The following is a 17,965-nucleotide window of genomic DNA, read 5'->3' on the forward strand; positions in this document are numbered from 1 at the left end:
GTCAAAGATATGATTAATGAAAAAGTAACTAATCTAGAAATATCTTTAAAAACTGTAAAAGAAAAGATATCAAATGAAATTATTTAACATAATGGATATTATACGAAGTACACTTGTATATTAATATAAAAATCAATCGCTTAAAAATTTCACCTTGGTCGAAAAAACAGTAAAAAGCCGACTTTGAAACAAGTCGGCTTTTTTATGAGCAGTTTTGGAATGTTTTGCCAATAAATTTGACTAAAAATTACGCTTCTCAACTTGAGTGATACAATTTTATGATACATTATTGTATATACAAATTTGAATGTTTTTTATGAAACAGTATTTCGAATGGGATGAGGCAAAGAATCGAAAGAATCAGAAAAAACACGATGTCTCTTTCGAAACGGCAAGCCTTGTTTTTGATGATCCACTGAGGATCTCAATCCAAGACAGACATACCGATGGTGAAGAACGTTGGCAGACCATTGGAAAAGTGAAAGGTGTACTAATGCTCTTAGTAGCTCATACCATCTTTGATGAAGATGACTGTGAAATCATAAGAATTATTAGTGCAAGACAGGTAACAAAAGCGGAGCGAGATAAATATGAGCATGGTTAGACACTCACGCAAAGAACTGAATGAAAAATTCAGCGACAAGCAAGATGCTGAAATTGAACGCTTGCTTGCTAAGGGAACAGTTTCTGACGATCAGTTAGATCTCTCAGATATTCCTGAAATTACCGACTGGAGCAATGCTGTACGCCAAAATCAATTCTACCGCCCAGTGAAGCAACAAACATCTATTCGTTTAGATGCTGACGTACTTGCATGGTTCAAAGCACAAGGCAAAGGTTATCAGACACGCATGAATGAAATCTTGCGGGATGCCATGCTAAAAGAATTAAAAAATCATCAATAAAAATGGGAGCTTAGGCTCCCATTTTTGACTGCGTATAACGTGTATTATGTTAATTTTAGAAAAAGTACATATTAAAAATATAGACTAACCTATTTTCTAAAAATATATTAAATATACACATATATTCATGAATACCAAATTGAGCTAGATATGGATTGGAAAGATCTTAAAGAAATAAGAAAAAATACTTTTGATAAGCAGGATTTTAAAATATCCCTGCTTCAAGACATAGAGAAAAAAATTGATGAAAAATCAGAAAATATCAAAGATACCATAAACTTAGTTCAACATCTAAAGGTACTTTTTTCAGAAGATAACGCTACCTTTTTTATTTCAGAAGATTCTAAATACATTTTTTTTCTCACTCAAATAGAAGGTACTTCTCAAAGAGAAGCATTAAAAATAACTAGAAAACTATATTCAAATGCAGATGAAGCAAAGAAGTGGAGAAACGATATTCTTCAATATATTCATCCGGATAGATCTAATCATCCTTTAGCCAAACAAGCTTGCCAAAAATTAGAAGAATTCTATGGAGATATGACTCGTGGCTAATATGATCGATTACAGACTAACTCCACTAGGGAGTTTATTAGAAGAAATTAAATATGATAATCAACTAGTTAAAAAAAGAGTAGCGACAGAAATTATGAATGCCTGGAATACAGGTTCTCATATCGACAGGATGGGCCGTCTATGGGTGAACGATGTATCTTTACCTTCCATTTTAAGAACATCTTATGCAAACGTTAGATATAGTATTGCTGGCCTAAATAGAGAAGAAGTGTACCGAGATCATGATAATGTTTATGTAAGAGGGGATGCTGTTCAGCAAATGATCAGCTATAACTTACAAAATGCCGGATTAATTAGGCGAGAACATTATTTACGTCTTTCAGAAATTTATCTAATAGCGGCAAGAGATTCAGATTTTGCACGTACTATTAGAGCTGAGGCCTATGAAAACCTTAATCAACAAAAGAAAAAACTTAAGCGACAACGCTTAAATTCTATAGGCCATTTTAGGGATGAGCTTACTAATTATACATATTTATCTGATACTGAGTTTTCTCATATTCGCTCAGTTGCACTATATCCAGAGCTAGCTCTTTTTATTGAAAATGGTTTAATTGTGCATACAAGCACTCATAGAATAATAACTAATGCTAGAGTTAATGATGAAAATGAACTCTATGATGTATGTAGGGAAAATCAATGGAATACTGATTGGTATGACACATTCAAAAACTTCATAAATTTTGTCTATTAGCTATCATATTAATATGTAAGATGATAGCTCTAATCTTAGAAATGATGTGCTTTAAGACAATGTAGAATTATCTACAACTAAGACAATATTATGAAATTGGACGTCTGTCCTGACACACATATCCTGTCTTAAATGTTTTTCCTTTTGCATTGGAAAGTTAAATGGCACCGACCATGGCTTAATAGGAGCTGGATCCAACTTATGATCAATCTCACCTATGAATTTATGCTCTACGCAATCGTAAACTTTAATAATTCCCCATTTAAGAATACTTAAGGCCCATAACATATGCCCCATATAAGTTTGAGTATTATCACAAACTAAGACACCGTATTTAGTAGCTAGGTATTTGTATATAAAAGGGCTGATACCAAATTGTTGATATGATTCAGATAGATAGGCACCTTTTATTTGTTTACCAATTTTCGATTCTGTATCTTTAATTTCGAAATCTTTAAATGAATAGCGACCTATCAAAGTTTCACTTTCTATTTCGAAAGCTTCTAGTGCTTTACTTGCAGCTTCATAAGGATTATCAAAGTCCTCTGCAACAGCACATACTCCATCTAAGGCCATCTCATTGAAATAACATGAGAATAACTCTATACAACCAGCATACTCACTACCATTATTAGCCTTAAGCTCTTGAATTTTAAAAATATTTCCATAAGTTTGGTTATAGAAATACCTAACTTCATTTGGGCTTTGATAATTAAAATTGGCAGGTAAATCATGAAGAGGCTTTTGATAATCATCTTCAAGTAAGATATGAGGTGGAGACACTGTTATCCTTTGTTTCTTATGAAGTTAGTAAAGATCTTCTATTAATAATAGCATTAATTTTATCTTCTAAAATCTTTTCATAAGAAGCTAATTCAGGATACTGCTTAGAGGCTTTAATGTTAAATCTTAAACGCTCATTTCTTTCTTGTATTTCAGAAACAACTTTTACATCTTCCCAATCTTTTTTGTTATTCACTACATCTTTAAAGATGAGTATATAGTGATTATTTCTTTCTCTATGTGAAAGTCTACGTAATTCAAAATCTTGCTTAATTTCAGGCATAGTAAATCTCTGAACTAGATCAGTACTATTTCTAAGGGTTTGAACAGTCCTAGTGAACATTTTCACACCTAAATACCTAAAAAATTAAATTAAATTAAAAATATATACCAACAGGTTATAAGACAAATATGTCACTATCAACTACGACAAAATTGGCGTACTATATATATATTAATTTATATATATATATGAATAGGTTTTTAAAAATTTATGTTAAATTTTGAATTAAAAGAAAAATGGGGAGAAAATTCTCTAATATTAGGTTTCACTCAGGTACCAACCACCCTTATTTATGCACAAAAGGAATTAGGACTATCATCTATAGAAATTAATATTTTACTCAATCTATTAACTCACTGGTGGAAGAAAGAAGAGTTTCCTTATCCCTCTCAAGCAGGAATAGCACATCGAATGGGTGTTTCTACTAGAACAGTCCAAAGAACATTAGCAGGTCTTGAAACAAAAGGACTGATAGTCCGTAATAAGACATCAAGGGAAAATAATAAATATAAAGGAAGAAGTATCTACGATTTATCGCCCTTGGTAAAAATTCTTGAAGAAAAATCGCCTGAATTAGATATTGTTAAGAAAAATAAAAAGCATAGAAAATTAGCGAAATCGATTTAACATAAAATCTCATCTACGAAATGCAGCTGTTAGAACCCAATTAAATCTTTAATTGGGTTAACGTCAAATACTATCTTGATCACGGAAAGCCCGAACTCTCTCAAAAATCGGATAAAAGTCCAGACCATCATCCTTCATATCTGAAATTACGATTGCAATCACTGCAATGCTAGTGGGCACTTTACCGTTCTTTTTATAGTTGGTAATTGAATTCGCATTCATATCTAAAAGTGCTGCAAATTCTTTAATAGAAAGGCCAGACTTACCTATAAGTCTTTGAAATTCTTCGTAAGGCATAGTTTAAAAAGCAGAATTGTTTTGATAGAAAAGTATAGCACAGATTATTTATTTACATTTAAACACATAAATAATGTTATTGACACATTATTTATGTGTTTAAATACTCTTATCAAGCAATTTTACTCTTTTGATAGGACTTGTTTTATGAACCATTTCGTACAGCCCAAGCTTCTTATTTCTTCTCAAGCAAAAAAGATTGGATTGACATTAATTAATGATCTTGAACTTTGCATAACAGCACGATTGGCTTTTTATCTGGATGTAAATCCTTGCTATGACGGCCATGAAGCAACATTCATTTGGACCGAATATTTTTTACAAGATCACCCTCAAGCCGAATTTTCTGAAGTTAGAGCAGCCTTTCTACAACTTATCCCAGGATGTTAAACGATGATAATGAAATCTGTATTTTATGAGTCAAATACAGATTTCAAATTCTCTTTTTTATAAGACTATGAATTAAATTTTCTCAAATAACTCTGCAGCAATCTTCCTAGCTAAATTATCTTTATCAACATCTAGTTCTGATAAATCTATAGCATATTGAATTGCCTCACGACCTGCGATTTCCATAGGTCCATAGTCATCATAATCCTCACCTGTATAAGCATTGTAGGCTCTAAAATCATCCTGCGTGAAATCAACTCCACACATTTGAGCTAAGTAGATGTATAACCATGCTTCTCCATGATTTTTGAAAATTTCTTCATACAGGAAGTATTCAATAGCACTCGTATCACCTCGATTACACAAGTACAGAATCTGGTTGTAAACTGTTTCCTTGTCTGCATCCAAATTAATTTCATGAAGATTCATAGGTGAATTTTTAATATAAGATTCAAAGTGTTCAGCTTGCTTTATGTATTCTTCATACTTTTCTTTATTTTTCTTAGTCTCATCAGAATTGATATATTTTTGTTTATGATTGTCCCAACGACTCCCAAAATTTGATTCATGTCGACCATAAGGAGCTATTTGATTTGCTAAATAACGATAATAAGCACCTAATAGAGCATATGCATCAGCATTCTTACGGTCTTTCGCATAAGATAAAATCTTTTCAAAAGCCTCCCCAATTTCTGAAAACTCGAAATATTCACCATCAAGTTCTAGGTGATCTACCATCCCATTTTCAAAATCGATATAACTTAGTGCTTTTCTTACGACATTAAAGTTAATAACTTCTAAGTTAAGCCATAAAAGTTCTCGATAGACCGTTTTAGAAATCGATAAATATAATTCCTCTGACGCATCGAATTTTAGTAAATCCTTAAGTCTTATGGTGATTTTTTTAATCTTTTCCAGTAAAGCATTACCTTCATAATCATCCCAATGAAGGTCATCTTCACTATAATTTAGATAATCTGTTTCAGGCGGATTTTTCAATATTTCTAGAGTTAGGGCATCAATTAATTCATGCTGATAATATTCTTCAGAATCATCATATTGAGCATCAAGTAAAAGATTTTGAGCAACAAAAGAGCTATAGGTCCTATAGTCCTGATCTAAAGCAATTAATTCATAAATATGTGAACGGCTAATCTTTACAGAATGCTGTTCCTGAATTTTTTTAGATAATTGAAATGCGAATTCTTGAATAGACATAATTTTCTCTACTTCCAACTCTAAACTCTTTATACAAAGAATCTTTGGTGTCATAAGACTTCTAGCAACGCATGTTTAAATGCTAAGAACCAAACGAGTTGATACTTAAGAAAATTAAATTTTAGATATGGCTTTAAAAATTAAACCTATGGTTTTTTATCCCTTTTCTACTCATGCGTAAGTACGGTAGGCGACCTTATTTTTAAAATAATAAATTTCGCATAAATTTACAATTGCCAAAATAGAAAAGTCAGCTAAAAAGCGGACAGTCAAAAAATTCATTCTTTTTCAGACCTACTTTTTATCTTTTTTTGAGCATCTATAATCGCTAAATCGAGAAGCGTTAAAGTCTGCCCTTTTAGGCTATATCCAGACAGCTGATGGAGAACCTCAAAAAGTAGTTGATACTTTTCTGTATTTGGTCGCTCTAGTGCCCAAACCTTTTTATAAAGTTGAGATTGACGAAATTTCCCGGCAAGAAAACGGTCAATTTCGATTCCTTTTAGAAACTTTTTACTGTCTAAATTTTCATCATCTTTTACTTTATAAAGACTTAAAACCCCACCGCCCACTTCAAACTTACGTTGATTTTCAGCTTTACGTTTTTTCCCGGCATCCTTTTTCTGAATCTGACTCAAATACAGCTCCAAGTCACTGTATTCAAGCTTTTGCGCTTTAAAATTCAGATAGCGCGTACACATTGTTTTCAGGATATTCATTTCAGCTGGATCTAGATCATCTTTTTTATAATCTTGGTACAGCTCCAAAAATTTTTCTTCATACTTAGTCCTTCCCGGAGTTCTCACCAACTCATCAAACAACAACTGAAGCTTCAAATGCTCACGGTACGGTTTTAACGCTTCTTTCACAAGAATCTGCTGAGCTTCAGACAACATTTCAAAGTTAAAGTCTTCAGCTTGTAGTGCATCAATAACCTGATTTTGAAGTTCCGAACGAGGATCTTTTTCTAATAAAAACTCAACGAAAGCATGTAACTCTGCCATTTGTAAAAGTTGAGAAGGTCTACCACGCTTTTTTGCTTTTTCTAGTGTCATATCATCGGCCACCAAATTTTCAGAACTGCAACCTCTTTAAATATGGTTTTACCATATTTAAAGAGGGCAGTCTGAAAATAATTATTTAAATAAAAAATAAAATTTCTTGAAAAGAATTTCTATTTTTTATTTAAATAATTCGCACTTGACAGTTTCTCCTGATCGGAGAAACTAGTACGCAATGGGGCGCTTCCCCCTTGACCCCCTTCAACCGGATTTTTCAGCCATCCAGGCATTCCAAATCCGGGCGGTTTTCATTCCGTTTCACTGCATAAAAACCGATCCCAGACCAACAAAAAGGTGAGCATGGCCAGTTATCACTTCAGCGTCAAAAGTAAAAATAAAGGCTACGCCATTCAGCATTACCTCTATATTGCCCGATTGATGCAATACGAAAACGTCCGCAAAAAAAGTGATGAAATTTTAGAATACGTTGAACCTGGCAAATGCATGCCGTCCTGGGTGAAAGATCCCATTGAGTTTTGGAAAGCCGCTGATACTTTTGAGCGAGCCAATGCCAAAGTCTACATGGAGTATGAAATTGCCCTCCCCAACGAATTCACGCCAGAACAGCGTAAAACGCTCATAGAGACGTTTTTAGACAAACATATAGTTCCACAGCAATATCCGCATTCATACGCCATACATAACGTTAAATCGCGCCTCAGTGGCGAAGATCAGCCTCATTGTCACATCATGTTCTCGCTAAAAGCCGATGACAGTATTGAACGGACAGCCGAACAATATTTCAAACGCTATAACCCCAAAGATCCAAGCAAAGGCGGTGCAAAGAAAATCCAGCTGCAGGATGGCCACGCAGACTATTCCACTTTTTTAATCTATATCCGAAAACAATGGGAAAACCATCTGAATGATGCCCTTGCACAGCACTGCCCTACCGTCACCTACACATTGGATGGCCAAGACATCACCATCAAAAATCAGGTTTCAGCAGACAGCTATGAAAAATATAACGAGATCCACAGCACTTTGTATCTTCCTGAGCCTAAGCTAGGCGTTGGTCAACAAAACGCGACAGCGGAATATCTCGCCCAGATCCAAAAAATTCGAGAACACAATCAAAAAGAACGAGAACTCGAAGAACGCCAAAAGCAATTAGATCAACAACATGAATATTTTTATAGTGCTGAAAACCATCCATTTTCATCATTGGAGGTGATGTATTACCTGAATTATTTAGTGAAGAATCAGAAAAATAAGGAAAAACTGCAAAAAGATTTTAGTGAAATTATCAAGACCCAAGAGCCTATATTGCATCAAGAAGACTGGAATATTCATAACATGAATCAAAAATTGAAGGATTCACAACGTAACTCAACACCATGCTTTGAGTTTGACGTGTATTCACCACCAAAGAATCCATTACCCACGCAGAATAAGCCCCCTAAACCGATTCAATCAGAACCAGTACAACCTAAAACTGATGATTATGATTACGGTGGTCCAGGTTTTTAAAATTATCTGGCTTTATTCAGGCCTTACAGAGCGAGTGTCTACGAGCGAACAGACTCAATTAAAATTTTCGCCATGCTTTTTCCCTGATTACAAGCTCCCCTTTGCTGCTGAGACTGAGATACAGAGCATCCCAAAGGGTGCGAACAGATTTAATTTGCATCTAGGTCGAGCGGAGCGAGCATAAAAAACTAATGAGCGAAGCGAATTCCGAGTTGCTTTTGCTTTTTCTAAAAGTCACGAAAGTATTAACCAAAAAATTGCCTCTCGAATCGAGCGAAAGCGAGATTCAATAGAGTTTGAGCGAAGCGAAAACCAAGGGCAATTTTTCATTCTTATCCTTTTTAATATATTTTAAATCTTTTAAATCTTTTAGGCTATCTGAAAGGCTTTAACAGAAAGGCTTTCAGCTCCTAACTATGAGGGATTGACTACTAACTATGAGGGATTGACTACTAACTATGAGGGATTGACTACTTAACTATGAGGGATTGACTACCAACTATGAGAGAATTATATTACTCATAGTTAGTTTATCGAATTAAAAATGATGAGTACATCTAAAAAAGAATTAGTAGTTAAATCAAATCAAGTAATTGAGGCTTCATATCAACTCAGCTCAACAGAACAACGGATTGTCTTAGCAGCTATTAGTAAGATTAGTCGGGCTGAAGATATTACAGATGATGAAATTTATCGCGTAACTATTGATGATTTAAAAAAACTTGGGGTTCATGAAAAAACAGCTTATAGAGATCTAAAAGATGGTGTAAACCGCTTATATGACAGATCAATTAATTTAGCTATTGATGATGAGTCAATCAAAATGAGATGGATTCAATCCATACGCTTTTTAGAAAGTAAAAGCGTTGTAGGAATTCGGTTTTCTAAAGAAATTTTGCCGTTCATTTCTAATCTAAGCCGTGAATTCACTAAGTATTCGCTATCTGACATTGCTGGTATGAGTAGCGCATATGCTATTCGTATTTATGAGCTACTAAGCCAATATCGTTCCATAGGAAAACGAGAGATTTCCATCGAATCTCTAAGAAGTATGTTGGAGTTAGGGAAAAGATATCCATTGTCTGCTGATTTAAAGAGATGGGTTATTGATACTGCTGTAGTTCAAATCAATGAACATAGCCCTTTAAATGTATCTTACGAGCAAATAAAGACAGGTCGAAAAGTCACACACATTCACTTCACGTTTAAAGAAAAATCAAAAAGTATTGAGCATAAATCCGAACAGAATAATTTTTATAAATTGACAGATTCACAAATTAATATGTTCGGTAATCAGCTTTCACGCTTACATGAAGTATCTCACCTAGCACAACAAGGTGAAAGTTATGACGACTTAGCTATTAAAATTAAAGATATGCTGCGAGATCCAATAAAACAAAAACAACTTATTCCTCATCTTAAAAATTTAGGCTTTAAGGCATAAAGGTCGATTGTGTATGTAGCAGTTGACTGTTTGTTAATGTATTTTAGTTCACATAATGGACAACCAAAATTACAAGATGAAATCACTATCTGTTATTGAGCTTTCAAACCTCTATGGAATAACTCGTCAAGCCATTTATAAGCAAGTTAATAAAGGTAATTTAAGTAAAAATAGTGACGGTAAAATTGATCTTTCCGAAGCTATTCGAGTCTTTGGTGAACCTTCTAGAAATGTAAACAGTTCACAGACAACCGAAACACGAAAGTTGTCAGAAGTTCACCTATTAGAACAGCAAGTTTACATGCTTCAAAAACAGCTTGAACAGGCTCATGAGCGTGAGCAGTTCCAACGTGAGGAACTAAAAGCTAAGAATGATCAGTTACACGTTAAAGATGAGCAAATTGAAGCAATACAACGCCTACTAGAAGCTCCAAAAGCTTATACAACTAGTTCTATCGACCCAAAATTAGATATAGCAACAGATACTAGGTCAAAAAGTGAGTCGAACTATGATGTATTGACTACTCAACCAAGAGAAACTCCTGTAGAAGTAGAGATCCAAACTCAGCCGAAAGATGACGGATTGACTACTCCGGAGCAGGTGGAAAATAAGCGGATTCCAGTACCGGAGCACATTGACCAGGAACCGGAGAAAAGGGGCTTTTGGAGCCGTTTTTTTAGACCCTATGATTAACCACGATTGTTTAACTAATATGAACAAAGTCGTGAAACATTGATCAAAGAATAGCCGTGGAACATGAATAATCAACAAAAAAGCCCACCTTGGGGAAGATGGGCTATCAACTAGAAACTACAGCATTGATTTCTATAGATAATTATAACGCATTTCGTATAAGGTGTATTATGTTAATTTTAGAAAATCTAAAAAAGGGATAGTTAAAAACTATCCTTTTATCTTTTAAAAATTATCTTAATAATAATACTGGTTTTGTAGAGCTTGATAACAATTTGGTCGTCGTACTACCAATAAAAAACTGGCGTATTTTTGAGTGACCATATGCACCAATAACCATCATATCAATAGAGTTTTTCTCTTGGTAATCTAATATTGATTTCTCGACATCACCTTCGAGTACACTCTCAATGACATCAAAACCATTATTTGCAAGCAACTCTTTTGCCCAAGTGACTTGAGATGTCATATCACTATTTGGCTTACCAACATATACCAGATGAGCTGTCAGGTTTTTTAATAAAGGGCTATTGGCAATTTTGTCTACACAAATACGTGCAGTCTGACTTCCATCAAAAGCAATTAAAAAAGACTTAGGTGGACTAGGGTCTGTTGAGAATTACCGAGAGTTAATTAAACTCGCGCACAATTGAATCATGGCTTCAAAACTCGTATCTGTTTTACAACTACGCATCGCTATACGTTTAAATTCTTTTAACTTACAGAAATAGTTTTCAATGAGATGACGCCATTTATACATAATCGTATCAAATGCTCTCATTACTTTTCGATTAGATTTAGGTGGGATCACCACTTTCACTTTACGTTCATTGAGTTCTTGGATGAGCCAATCTGCATCAAATGCTTTATCCGCTAGTAATGCTTGAAAATCAACATCTTCGATTAAAGGTTTGGTTTCTACTAAATCGTGATATTGACCAGGCATTAATCGAAACTTAATGAGGTTGCCTAGACTATCCACTAAGGCAAGAATTTTACAGCTCATTCCACCTCGAGATTTACCTATAGACTGTTTGAAAGTCCCCCTTTTGCACCTTGGCCATGTCGATGAACTTTAACAATCGTTCCATCAATCATGGCGTATTCCAAATCAACATCTTCATTTACAGATGCAAAAATAGCTTCAAATACACCAGCTTTCACCCAATCACGGTATCTTTTAAAGACGGTATTCCATTTACCAAAATGAGCAGGTAGATCACGCCATGGACTGCCTGTACGGGCAATCCATAGGACTGCTTCTAAAAATAATCGATTATCTTTTCCACTACGACCTCGATCAGTCACTTTACCTAGGCAAAAAGGTTCCATTTTTGCCCATTGGGCATCAGTAAGTATGTATCTATCCATAGTACTATTATAAATTAATCAGTACCCTTTGTTAATTCTCAACAAGCCCTAAATGGTGCAGACGTTATTAATACGGGTTTATGAAGGGCACGAACAACATTTTCAATATGGGTTCCAATTTTACTGGAATCATGCTCGGTTTCATTCCCATGCTTACCCATAACAAGAACTCTAATGTCGTCTTCCATTCCCATGATTGTTTCTAAAACACTGCCATGGCGTTGAAAACTTTGAGCATCAATAGAGAACTTCTCCAATAAATAGTTCTTTGCTTCCCGAAGAAGAATCTGGCCATGCTCTAGCTCGATTTTTCCCTTACGTTCTTCGAGTTCAACCAATTCTTTGAGCAAGGTTTCTCGACTTCCTAGACCAATTGCACCACTTAAATCTTGTGGTGCTTTTGCTTTTGGCTTATCAATGACATGCAATAGTTTAATAGGTGAATTAAGTTTATCGCTAAACCAAGCTGCATAATCACACACAGTATTTGTTACTAATGATCCATCAATACATGCAATAATTTTTGACATAACTAATCCCTCTTAGTGGCTATTTAAGCGATCTAAAGCATCTGGCTTATCATGGATACCAAACTTATCGACTAATGTTTTACTAGCTTCATTCATTCCAATAAGTTCGACTTCTGTTCCTTCACGTCTAAACTTAATGACCACTTTATCTACGGCAGCAACCGCAGAAACATCCCAGAAGTGTGCCTGACTGACATCAATCACCACTTTTGAAAGTGCCTCTTTGAAATCAAATGCAGAAGTAAATTTATCTGCTGAACTGAAGAACACTTGACCTGTTACCGTATAAGTACGTGTGCTTTCTGATTCATCAAATACAGATTGAATCGCCATATAGCGTTCAATTTTATTGGCAAAAAATAATGCAGAAAGAAGAACACCGACTAATACACCATAAGCCAGGTTATGTGTGGCAACAACTACGACGACTGTAACGATCATCACGATATTGCTAGAGAGAGGATATTGGCGGATATTGCGCAGAGAATCCCAGTTAAATGTTCCAATTGATACCATAATCATGACAGCAACCAGTGCAGCCATTGGAATGACTTTAAGCCAGTCACTGATAAACACCACCATAATCAACAGGAAGACCCCGGCACTAAATGTAGATAAACGGGTACGCCCACCAGATTTCACATTAATAATCGATTGACCAATCATGGCACAGCCTGCCATTCCGCCTAAGAAACCTGAAGCAATATTGGCAACGCCTTGTCCTTTACACTCACGGTTTTTATCACTATTGGTATCTGTTAAATCATCGACAATCGTTGCTGTCATCATAGATTCAAGCAAACCTACGGCTGCTAATCCCAGTGAATAAGGCAAAATAATCGTTAAGGTTTCAAGATTTAAAGGAATATCAGGAAGCAAGAAAATTGGAAGCGTATCCGGTAATTGCCCCATATCTCCGACGGTTCTTACATCTAAACCAATGAATAAGGCAAAGAGCGTAAGTAAGACAATACAGATGAGAGGAGAGGGTAAAAGCTTCCCTATCACTGGAATATAAGGGAATAGATAAATAATGGCTAAACCACCAATTGTCATCGCATAGACATGCCATGTCACATTAGTGAGTTCAGGTAATTGAGCCATAAAAATTAGAATAGCCAGGGCATTCACAAAGCCAATCACAACTGACTTGGATACAAACCGCATCAAGGCACCTAATTTTAGATAGCCGGCTAAGATTTGAATAAATCCTGTCAAAATTGTGGCTGCTAATAAGTATTGCAGACCATGCTCTTTAACCAGTGTTACCATTAATAACGCCATGGCACCGGTTGCCGCAGAAATCATACCAGGGCGACCACCTACAAAAGCAATCACCACGGCAATACAGAATGAAGCGTATAACCCGACTTTAGGATCGACACCTGCAATAATAGAGAAGGCAATTGCTTCAGGAATTAGAGCCAAAGCGACAACAATACCCGCAAGGACATCCCCGCGAATATTAGAGAACCATTGTTCTCGAATAGTGGATAACATGAAATAGCCTATTTTTTTACATTTTAAGAAAGGCTAGTGATGTGATATATACGACACACAAGCTACTACACCACATCACTAGACAGTGATGAGTTATTTACTGATTTAAGAGGTAAATAAACTTATGGTGGCGTAAGTGTCATATTAAGAAAGATATCTATTTTGGAGGATTTCGGGGGCAATCATAGCAGCTAGCCCCTTTTCTATCCACCCTAAACGCAGTACTGAAGTAAAAGCTAAGAATTATCATAGATAATTTTAGAATTGATTTATGCCCATTTAACATAATGGATATTATACGAAGTACACTTGTATATTAATATAAAAATCAATCGCTTAAAAATTTCACCTTGGTCGAAAAAACAGTAAAAAGCCGACTTTGAAACAAGTCGGCTTTTTTATGAGCGATTTTGATAGTTTTTGCCAATAAATCTGACTAAAAATTACGCTTCTCAACTTGAGTGATACAATTTTGTGATACATTATTGTATATACAAATTTGAATGTTTTTTATGGAACAGTATTTTGAATGGGATGAGGCTAAGAATCGAAAGAATCAGAAAAAGCATGATATCTCTTTCGAAACTGCAAGCCTTGTTTTTGATGATCCACTGAGGATCTCAATTCAGGACAGACATACCGATGGTGAAGAACGTTGGCAGACCATTGGGAAAGTAAAAGGCGTACTAATGCTCTTAGTAGCTCACACCATCTTTGATGAAGATGACTGTGAAATCATACGAATCATTAGTGCAAGACAAGTCACCAAGGCGGAGCGAGATAGATATGAGCATGGTTAGATACTCACGCAAAGAACTGAATGAAAAATTCAGCGACAAACAAGATGCTGAAATTCAACGCTTGCTTGCTAAAGGCACGGTTCCTGATGATCAGCTAGATCTATCAGATATGCCTGAAATTACAGAATGGAGCAATGCTGTACGCCATAATCAATTCTATCGCCCAGTGAAGCAACAGACTTCCATTCGTTTAGATGCTGATGTACTTGCATGGTTCAAAGCACAAGGTAAAGGTTATCAGACACGAATGAATGAAATCTTGCGGGATGCCATGCTAAAAGAGTTAAAAAATCATCAGTAAAAATGGGAGCTTAAGCTCCCATTTTTGACTTCGTATAACGTGTATTATGTTAATTTTAGGAAAACTTATAATCAGAATAATTAACAGCCACTGTTTTATTGGTAGCTATTAATTATTTAAAGGATTGTAATTTTTACCTATGAGTACTTTGATCTTTTGTTTTCCAAAGAGAGTATAGAATTCCTGTAAACAAGATGATGAACGTGATCGAAAGGGAGACTGGCGGTGGAATTTTTGCTATACCTAATCCATCAGCTATAAAAATTTTTGATCCAATAAAGACTAACAATACTGCTAATGCGTACTTCAAATAATGGAAGCGGTCGACCATTGCTGATAGGGCAAAATATAAAGCACGTAATCCCAAAATTGCGAAAATATTTGAAGTATAAACAATAAATGGATCTGTCGTAATCGCAAAAATCGCAGGAACACTATCTATTGCAAAGATCAGATCTACAAATTCAATCATGATCAAGGCTAGAAAAAGTGGTGTCATAAACCAGGTTAATTGGTTAGTTTTTGGATCAATCTTTTTCACCCAGAACTTCTCTGCATGAAGCTGCTCAGTGACACGAAATCTTTTTTTAATAAAGTTCAAAATAGGAGAATTTCCGACTTCATATTCTTTATCAACACTTAGCCACATTTTTATCCCTGTAAAAATAAGAAAGGCTGCAAATATATAAAGAACCCATGAAAATTGGCTGACCAGTGTTGCGCCCACGCCAATCATGATAGCTCTTAGAAAAATTACACCTATAATTCCCCAAAATAAGACTCTATGCTGATAAATTCTTGGTATCGAGAAATATGAAAAAATCATTGCAATGACAAAGATATTATCCATCGCTAATGATTTTTCAATTACAAAACCGGTTACATAGTTAATCCCTGCCGTGGGTCCGAGATACCACCACACCCATGCGCCGAAAAGTAAACCTAATGTAATATAAAATGCTGATAGTGCTAAGCTTTCTTTAACACCAATCTCTCTTACCTTACGATGAAATACTCCAAGATCTAGAATAAGCAGGACAAGTACAATAAGGATAAAGAAAATCCACATCCAAACAGGTTTATCTAAAAAATTCGAAAATAGAACGTCCATAGTTTTCCTCTGCTTATACTTGAACCGTACCGGGTTTGTCGGAGATTTTTTGATTAAAGAAAGAGTACAGTATTCCTATTTGAAGCTGCAATCTTTGACGCAATTTTGAGTTTAGTGAAGTTTGAATCAGACATTTTTTCTCAATACATGACGATCTCTAATCTTAACTTCAATTAAATGCTCAAATAAAAGAGTAATTATAAATGAGTCCTTGCGATTTAAGTTATTCATCGTCTTTGTGATGATCATTATCGAATAGCTTACAAGTAAAAATTATTGCTAATATGACTAGGCTAGAAGAAATACCAGCATATAAGTTGGCTAAAGTTCCACCAAAAACAACAAGATCTTCTAAAAACAAGATGACTATAACTATAATAGATACATGTAATATAATAAGTTTTAGATCATGAAACTTATTAATTGATAGTGTCTTAAGAAAAGAACTATTGTCAAAAATAGCTTGTTGAATAAATAATTTATAAAAACCTGCTGAAATTAAATGAAATGTAATAGCAATTAACGAGACATCGAGGATTTTTAAAAATTTAACAACAACTATTTTTACTTCAAAATTAGTTGCATATATATTTTTTATAATAAAAATTATTGCATCAATTAGAAGATATATAGTTGATAAATATAAAAAAATAGAAGATAGTATGCAATTTATAATAACTATAATAACTATAATAACTAAAAATCTACTCTTTTCAAAAAAATTTTGTAGCACTTGATAACATCCCTTAAAATAAGGCTTTGTTGCATAAATATGTAAGCATCTGATTTAAATAAATTTAATTTTGGATCAAAAAATAATCAAAACTTTTAAAATCATATAGTTATGATATCTTTGTGCAACAAAGCCGTCCAGTACTGGAAACTACATCATAACCTCTCTGATTAACTGAATCAGCTAATTGTCCTAAGGTCATCATAGCTACATAAAGTTCCCCAATTCTTCCTGTTAAATGCCTTAATTCTGCAATAGGCATTCCCCCATAAGAAAGCTCTCTAAAATATACTAATTCTTTATTTTTATAGCATAAAAATAAAGGCCGCAAATGCGACCTTTAATTAATATGAGTCCGAACGACGCCCGAAGTAATCTAAAAACTTAAATGGTTAACGCTCGAAAGAATTAACCAAATTCTTAGAAACTTAGTAATACTTAGTATTACACCTCGCTCTATACGCTTATATGACAACAGCGTGCTGACCAATTTTTCATCTGACCATCTAGGTTGTCAAGGTCGATGTAACGTCTTTCAGCAAAGACTCATCTATTAGGGTATCATTCCCCTGAGAAATGTCAAATTCTATCTTCTTTTCCCTTTTTTAAAAGTACTTTCTAATCATGCAACAACCTGTTTTACAAATAAAAGAAGATACAATAGAGCAGAATTTATTTTGGGAAATTAATGGTTCTATCGATCTAGCTATAATTCCTGGCAATACCATAAAAGGTATTCCTCATGATCTTCCAATTAGATTACAAAATGGCTATGCAAAAGGTAGAAATGGATTTGGCTATCTGCATATTTTAAGAAATCATGGTCAAGAATTTAATCGCTTAAGACCCCCCACTGATGTTTTCGGATTTTTGGTGAAAAAATTAGGCCAAGGAGGGAGTTTTCATCATCAAACAGATAAAAGAAAAGGGCTCTATTTAGCAATGCTTCCTTCTGGGGTTATTATTTTGGATTATGTTGCAAAGGGTAGAGATTCCTTTTTTACAATTATTACAGCTTATACAACCAATCGTTCTATTGATGGTAAAGAAATAGGTAGATATATCAGTACTTTCCAAGTTAAACCTAAGAAATAATAAAACTTTTTAGAAAAGCACCATCTATTTTTCATTTAACATAAAATCTCTTATGCGCAGTTCAGATGTAACTCCAAAATAG

The 17,965-nt window shown here is 34.6% G+C and carries 21 protein-coding genes and 2 pseudogenes; 12 read left to right on the forward strand and 11 right to left on the reverse strand.

What is annotated here, in order from left to right; genetic code table 11:
- Positions 1 to 316 precede the first annotated feature (316 nt).
- The 4 genes from F895_RS00890 (at position 317) to F895_RS00875 (ending at position 2,175) form a co-directional block, all read left to right on the forward strand.
- A complete protein-coding gene (locus tag F895_RS00890; protein WP_005244624.1) occupies positions 317 to 604 on the forward strand; it encodes a BrnT family toxin in 288 nt (95 codons plus the stop codon).
- A complete protein-coding gene (locus F895_RS00885; protein ID WP_005244626.1) occupies positions 591 to 905 on the forward strand; it encodes a BrnA antitoxin family protein in 315 nt (104 codons plus the stop codon). Before F895_RS00890 ends, F895_RS00885 begins: the two co-directional genes overlap by 14 nt.
- Positions 906 to 1,055: 150 nt before the next feature.
- A complete protein-coding gene (locus tag F895_RS00880; RefSeq protein WP_005207176.1) occupies positions 1,056 to 1,460 on the forward strand; it encodes a hypothetical protein in 405 nt (134 codons plus the stop codon).
- Position 1,461: 1 nt separating this feature from the next.
- Positions 1,462 to 2,175 (forward strand): hypothetical protein, encoded by a 714-nt coding sequence (locus tag F895_RS00875; protein ID WP_227501383.1) that lies wholly within the window; start codon positions 1,462 to 1,464, stop codon positions 2,173 to 2,175.
- Between the two features lie 51 nt (positions 2,176 to 2,226).
- On the opposite strand, the gene F895_RS00870 is transcribed toward F895_RS00875, so the two are convergent.
- The gene (locus F895_RS00870) at positions 2,227 to 2,958 is read right to left on the reverse strand and encodes a hypothetical protein (RefSeq protein ID WP_005207180.1); all 732 of its coding nucleotides are present in this window, start codon (positions 2,956 to 2,958) and stop codon (positions 2,227 to 2,229) included.
- A gap of 16 nt (positions 2,959 to 2,974) precedes the next feature.
- Complete coding sequence (locus tag F895_RS00865) at positions 2,975 to 3,241, reverse strand: hypothetical protein (RefSeq protein ID WP_227501382.1); 267 nt, start codon at positions 3,239 to 3,241, stop codon at positions 2,975 to 2,977.
- Between the two features lie 210 nt (positions 3,242 to 3,451).
- Between F895_RS00865 and F895_RS00860 the strand changes: the two genes are divergently transcribed.
- On the forward strand, positions 3,452 to 3,868 hold the full coding sequence (locus F895_RS00860; protein ID WP_005207185.1) for a helix-turn-helix domain-containing protein: 417 nt from the start codon (positions 3,452 to 3,454) through the stop codon (positions 3,866 to 3,868).
- A 63-nt stretch (positions 3,869 to 3,931) separates the two neighbouring features.
- Here the strand turns inward: F895_RS00860 and F895_RS00855 are convergent, their stop codons facing one another.
- Entirely contained in the window at positions 3,932 to 4,165 is a 234-nt protein-coding gene (locus F895_RS00855; protein WP_004762682.1) for a helix-turn-helix domain-containing protein, read from the reverse strand.
- Positions 4,166 to 4,312: 147 nt separating this feature from the next.
- On the opposite strand from F895_RS00855, the gene F895_RS00850 reads away from it, so the two are divergent.
- A complete protein-coding gene (locus tag F895_RS00850; protein WP_004762680.1) occupies positions 4,313 to 4,555 on the forward strand; it encodes a hypothetical protein in 243 nt (80 codons plus the stop codon).
- A gap of 72 nt (positions 4,556 to 4,627) precedes the next feature.
- On the opposite strand, the gene F895_RS00845 is transcribed toward F895_RS00850, so the two are convergent.
- Together F895_RS00845 and F895_RS00840 are read right to left on the reverse strand one after the other, a co-directional pair.
- Positions 4,628 to 5,827 carry a hypothetical protein gene (locus F895_RS00845; RefSeq protein ID WP_004762678.1) on the reverse strand — a complete coding sequence of 400 codons (1,200 nt, stop codon included), beginning with the start codon at positions 5,825 to 5,827 and terminating at the stop codon, positions 4,628 to 4,630.
- 224 nt (positions 5,828 to 6,051) lie between these two features.
- The gene (locus tag F895_RS00840) at positions 6,052 to 6,828 is read right to left on the reverse strand and encodes a hypothetical protein (RefSeq protein ID WP_004762676.1); all 777 of its coding nucleotides are present in this window, start codon (positions 6,826 to 6,828) and stop codon (positions 6,052 to 6,054) included.
- 306 nt (positions 6,829 to 7,134) lie between these two features.
- Here F895_RS00840 and F895_RS00835 point away from each other — a divergent pair, with 306 nt between their 5' ends.
- The 3 genes from F895_RS00835 (at position 7,135) to F895_RS00825 (ending at position 10,442) form a co-directional block, all read left to right on the forward strand.
- The gene (locus tag F895_RS00835; RefSeq protein WP_004762671.1) at positions 7,135 to 8,304 is read left to right on the forward strand and encodes a MobA/MobL family protein; all 1,170 of its coding nucleotides are present in this window, start codon (positions 7,135 to 7,137) and stop codon (positions 8,302 to 8,304) included.
- Between the two features lie 544 nt (positions 8,305 to 8,848).
- A complete protein-coding gene (repM, locus tag F895_RS00830; RefSeq protein ID WP_004763517.1) occupies positions 8,849 to 9,748 on the forward strand; it encodes a replication initiation protein RepM in 900 nt (299 codons plus the stop codon).
- A 76-nt stretch (positions 9,749 to 9,824) separates the two neighbouring features.
- Entirely contained in the window at positions 9,825 to 10,442 is a 618-nt protein-coding gene (locus F895_RS00825) for a plasmid replication DNA-binding protein (RefSeq protein WP_026040226.1), read from the forward strand.
- Positions 10,443 to 10,674: 232 nt separating this feature from the next.
- On the opposite strand, the pseudogene F895_RS19735 reads toward F895_RS00825, so the two are convergent.
- The 4 genes and pseudogenes from F895_RS19735 to F895_RS00805 form a co-directional block, all read right to left on the reverse strand.
- Positions 10,675 to 11,046 (reverse strand): annotated as a pseudogene (locus F895_RS19735) (universal stress protein); the annotation flags it as partial.
- 15 nt (positions 11,047 to 11,061) lie between these two features.
- Positions 11,062 to 11,813, reverse strand: a protein-coding gene (locus F895_RS19740) for an IS5 family transposase (protein ID WP_111828215.1) whose coding sequence is annotated in 2 segments (ribosomal slippage) — positions 11,062 to 11,477 and positions 11,477 to 11,813 — 753 coding nt in all. Because the reading frame shifts where the segments join, the coding sequence is not laid out codon by codon here.
- Between the two features lie 50 nt (positions 11,814 to 11,863).
- Positions 11,864 to 12,343 (reverse strand): annotated as a pseudogene (locus F895_RS00810) (universal stress protein); the annotation flags it as partial.
- A 12-nt stretch (positions 12,344 to 12,355) separates the two neighbouring features.
- A complete protein-coding gene (locus tag F895_RS00805) occupies positions 12,356 to 13,843 on the reverse strand; it encodes a SulP family inorganic anion transporter (protein ID WP_004786522.1) in 1,488 nt (495 codons plus the stop codon).
- A gap of 512 nt (positions 13,844 to 14,355) precedes the next feature.
- Here F895_RS00805 and F895_RS00800 point away from each other — a divergent pair.
- The gene (locus F895_RS00800) at positions 14,356 to 14,643 is read left to right on the forward strand and encodes a BrnT family toxin (RefSeq protein ID WP_005244631.1); all 288 of its coding nucleotides are present in this window, start codon (positions 14,356 to 14,358) and stop codon (positions 14,641 to 14,643) included.
- Positions 14,630 to 14,944, forward strand: coding sequence for a BrnA antitoxin family protein (locus F895_RS00795; protein WP_005244636.1), 315 nt, complete (start codon positions 14,630 to 14,632; stop codon positions 14,942 to 14,944). The genes F895_RS00800 and F895_RS00795 overlap by 14 nt, the downstream gene beginning before the upstream one ends.
- Positions 14,945 to 15,077: 133 nt before the next feature.
- Here F895_RS00795 and F895_RS00790 read toward each other — a convergent pair whose 3' ends face one another.
- On the reverse strand, positions 15,078 to 16,055 hold the full coding sequence (locus F895_RS00790; RefSeq protein WP_004761028.1) for a TerC family protein: 978 nt from the start codon (positions 16,053 to 16,055) through the stop codon (positions 15,078 to 15,080).
- 223 nt (positions 16,056 to 16,278) lie between these two features.
- Complete coding sequence (locus F895_RS00785; protein WP_004761027.1) at positions 16,279 to 16,788, reverse strand: YqhA family protein; 510 nt, start codon at positions 16,786 to 16,788, stop codon at positions 16,279 to 16,281.
- A gap of 624 nt (positions 16,789 to 17,412) precedes the next feature.
- On the opposite strand from F895_RS00785, the gene F895_RS00780 reads away from it, so the two are divergent.
- The gene (locus F895_RS00780) at positions 17,413 to 17,883 is read left to right on the forward strand and encodes a hypothetical protein (protein ID WP_004761025.1); all 471 of its coding nucleotides are present in this window, start codon (positions 17,413 to 17,415) and stop codon (positions 17,881 to 17,883) included.
- Positions 17,884 to 17,965 lie beyond the last annotated feature (82 nt).

It is taken from the genome of Acinetobacter sp. CIP 64.2 (assembly GCF_000369645.1).
In the GTDB taxonomy this organism is placed as follows: Bacteria; Pseudomonadota; Gammaproteobacteria; order Pseudomonadales; family Moraxellaceae; genus Acinetobacter.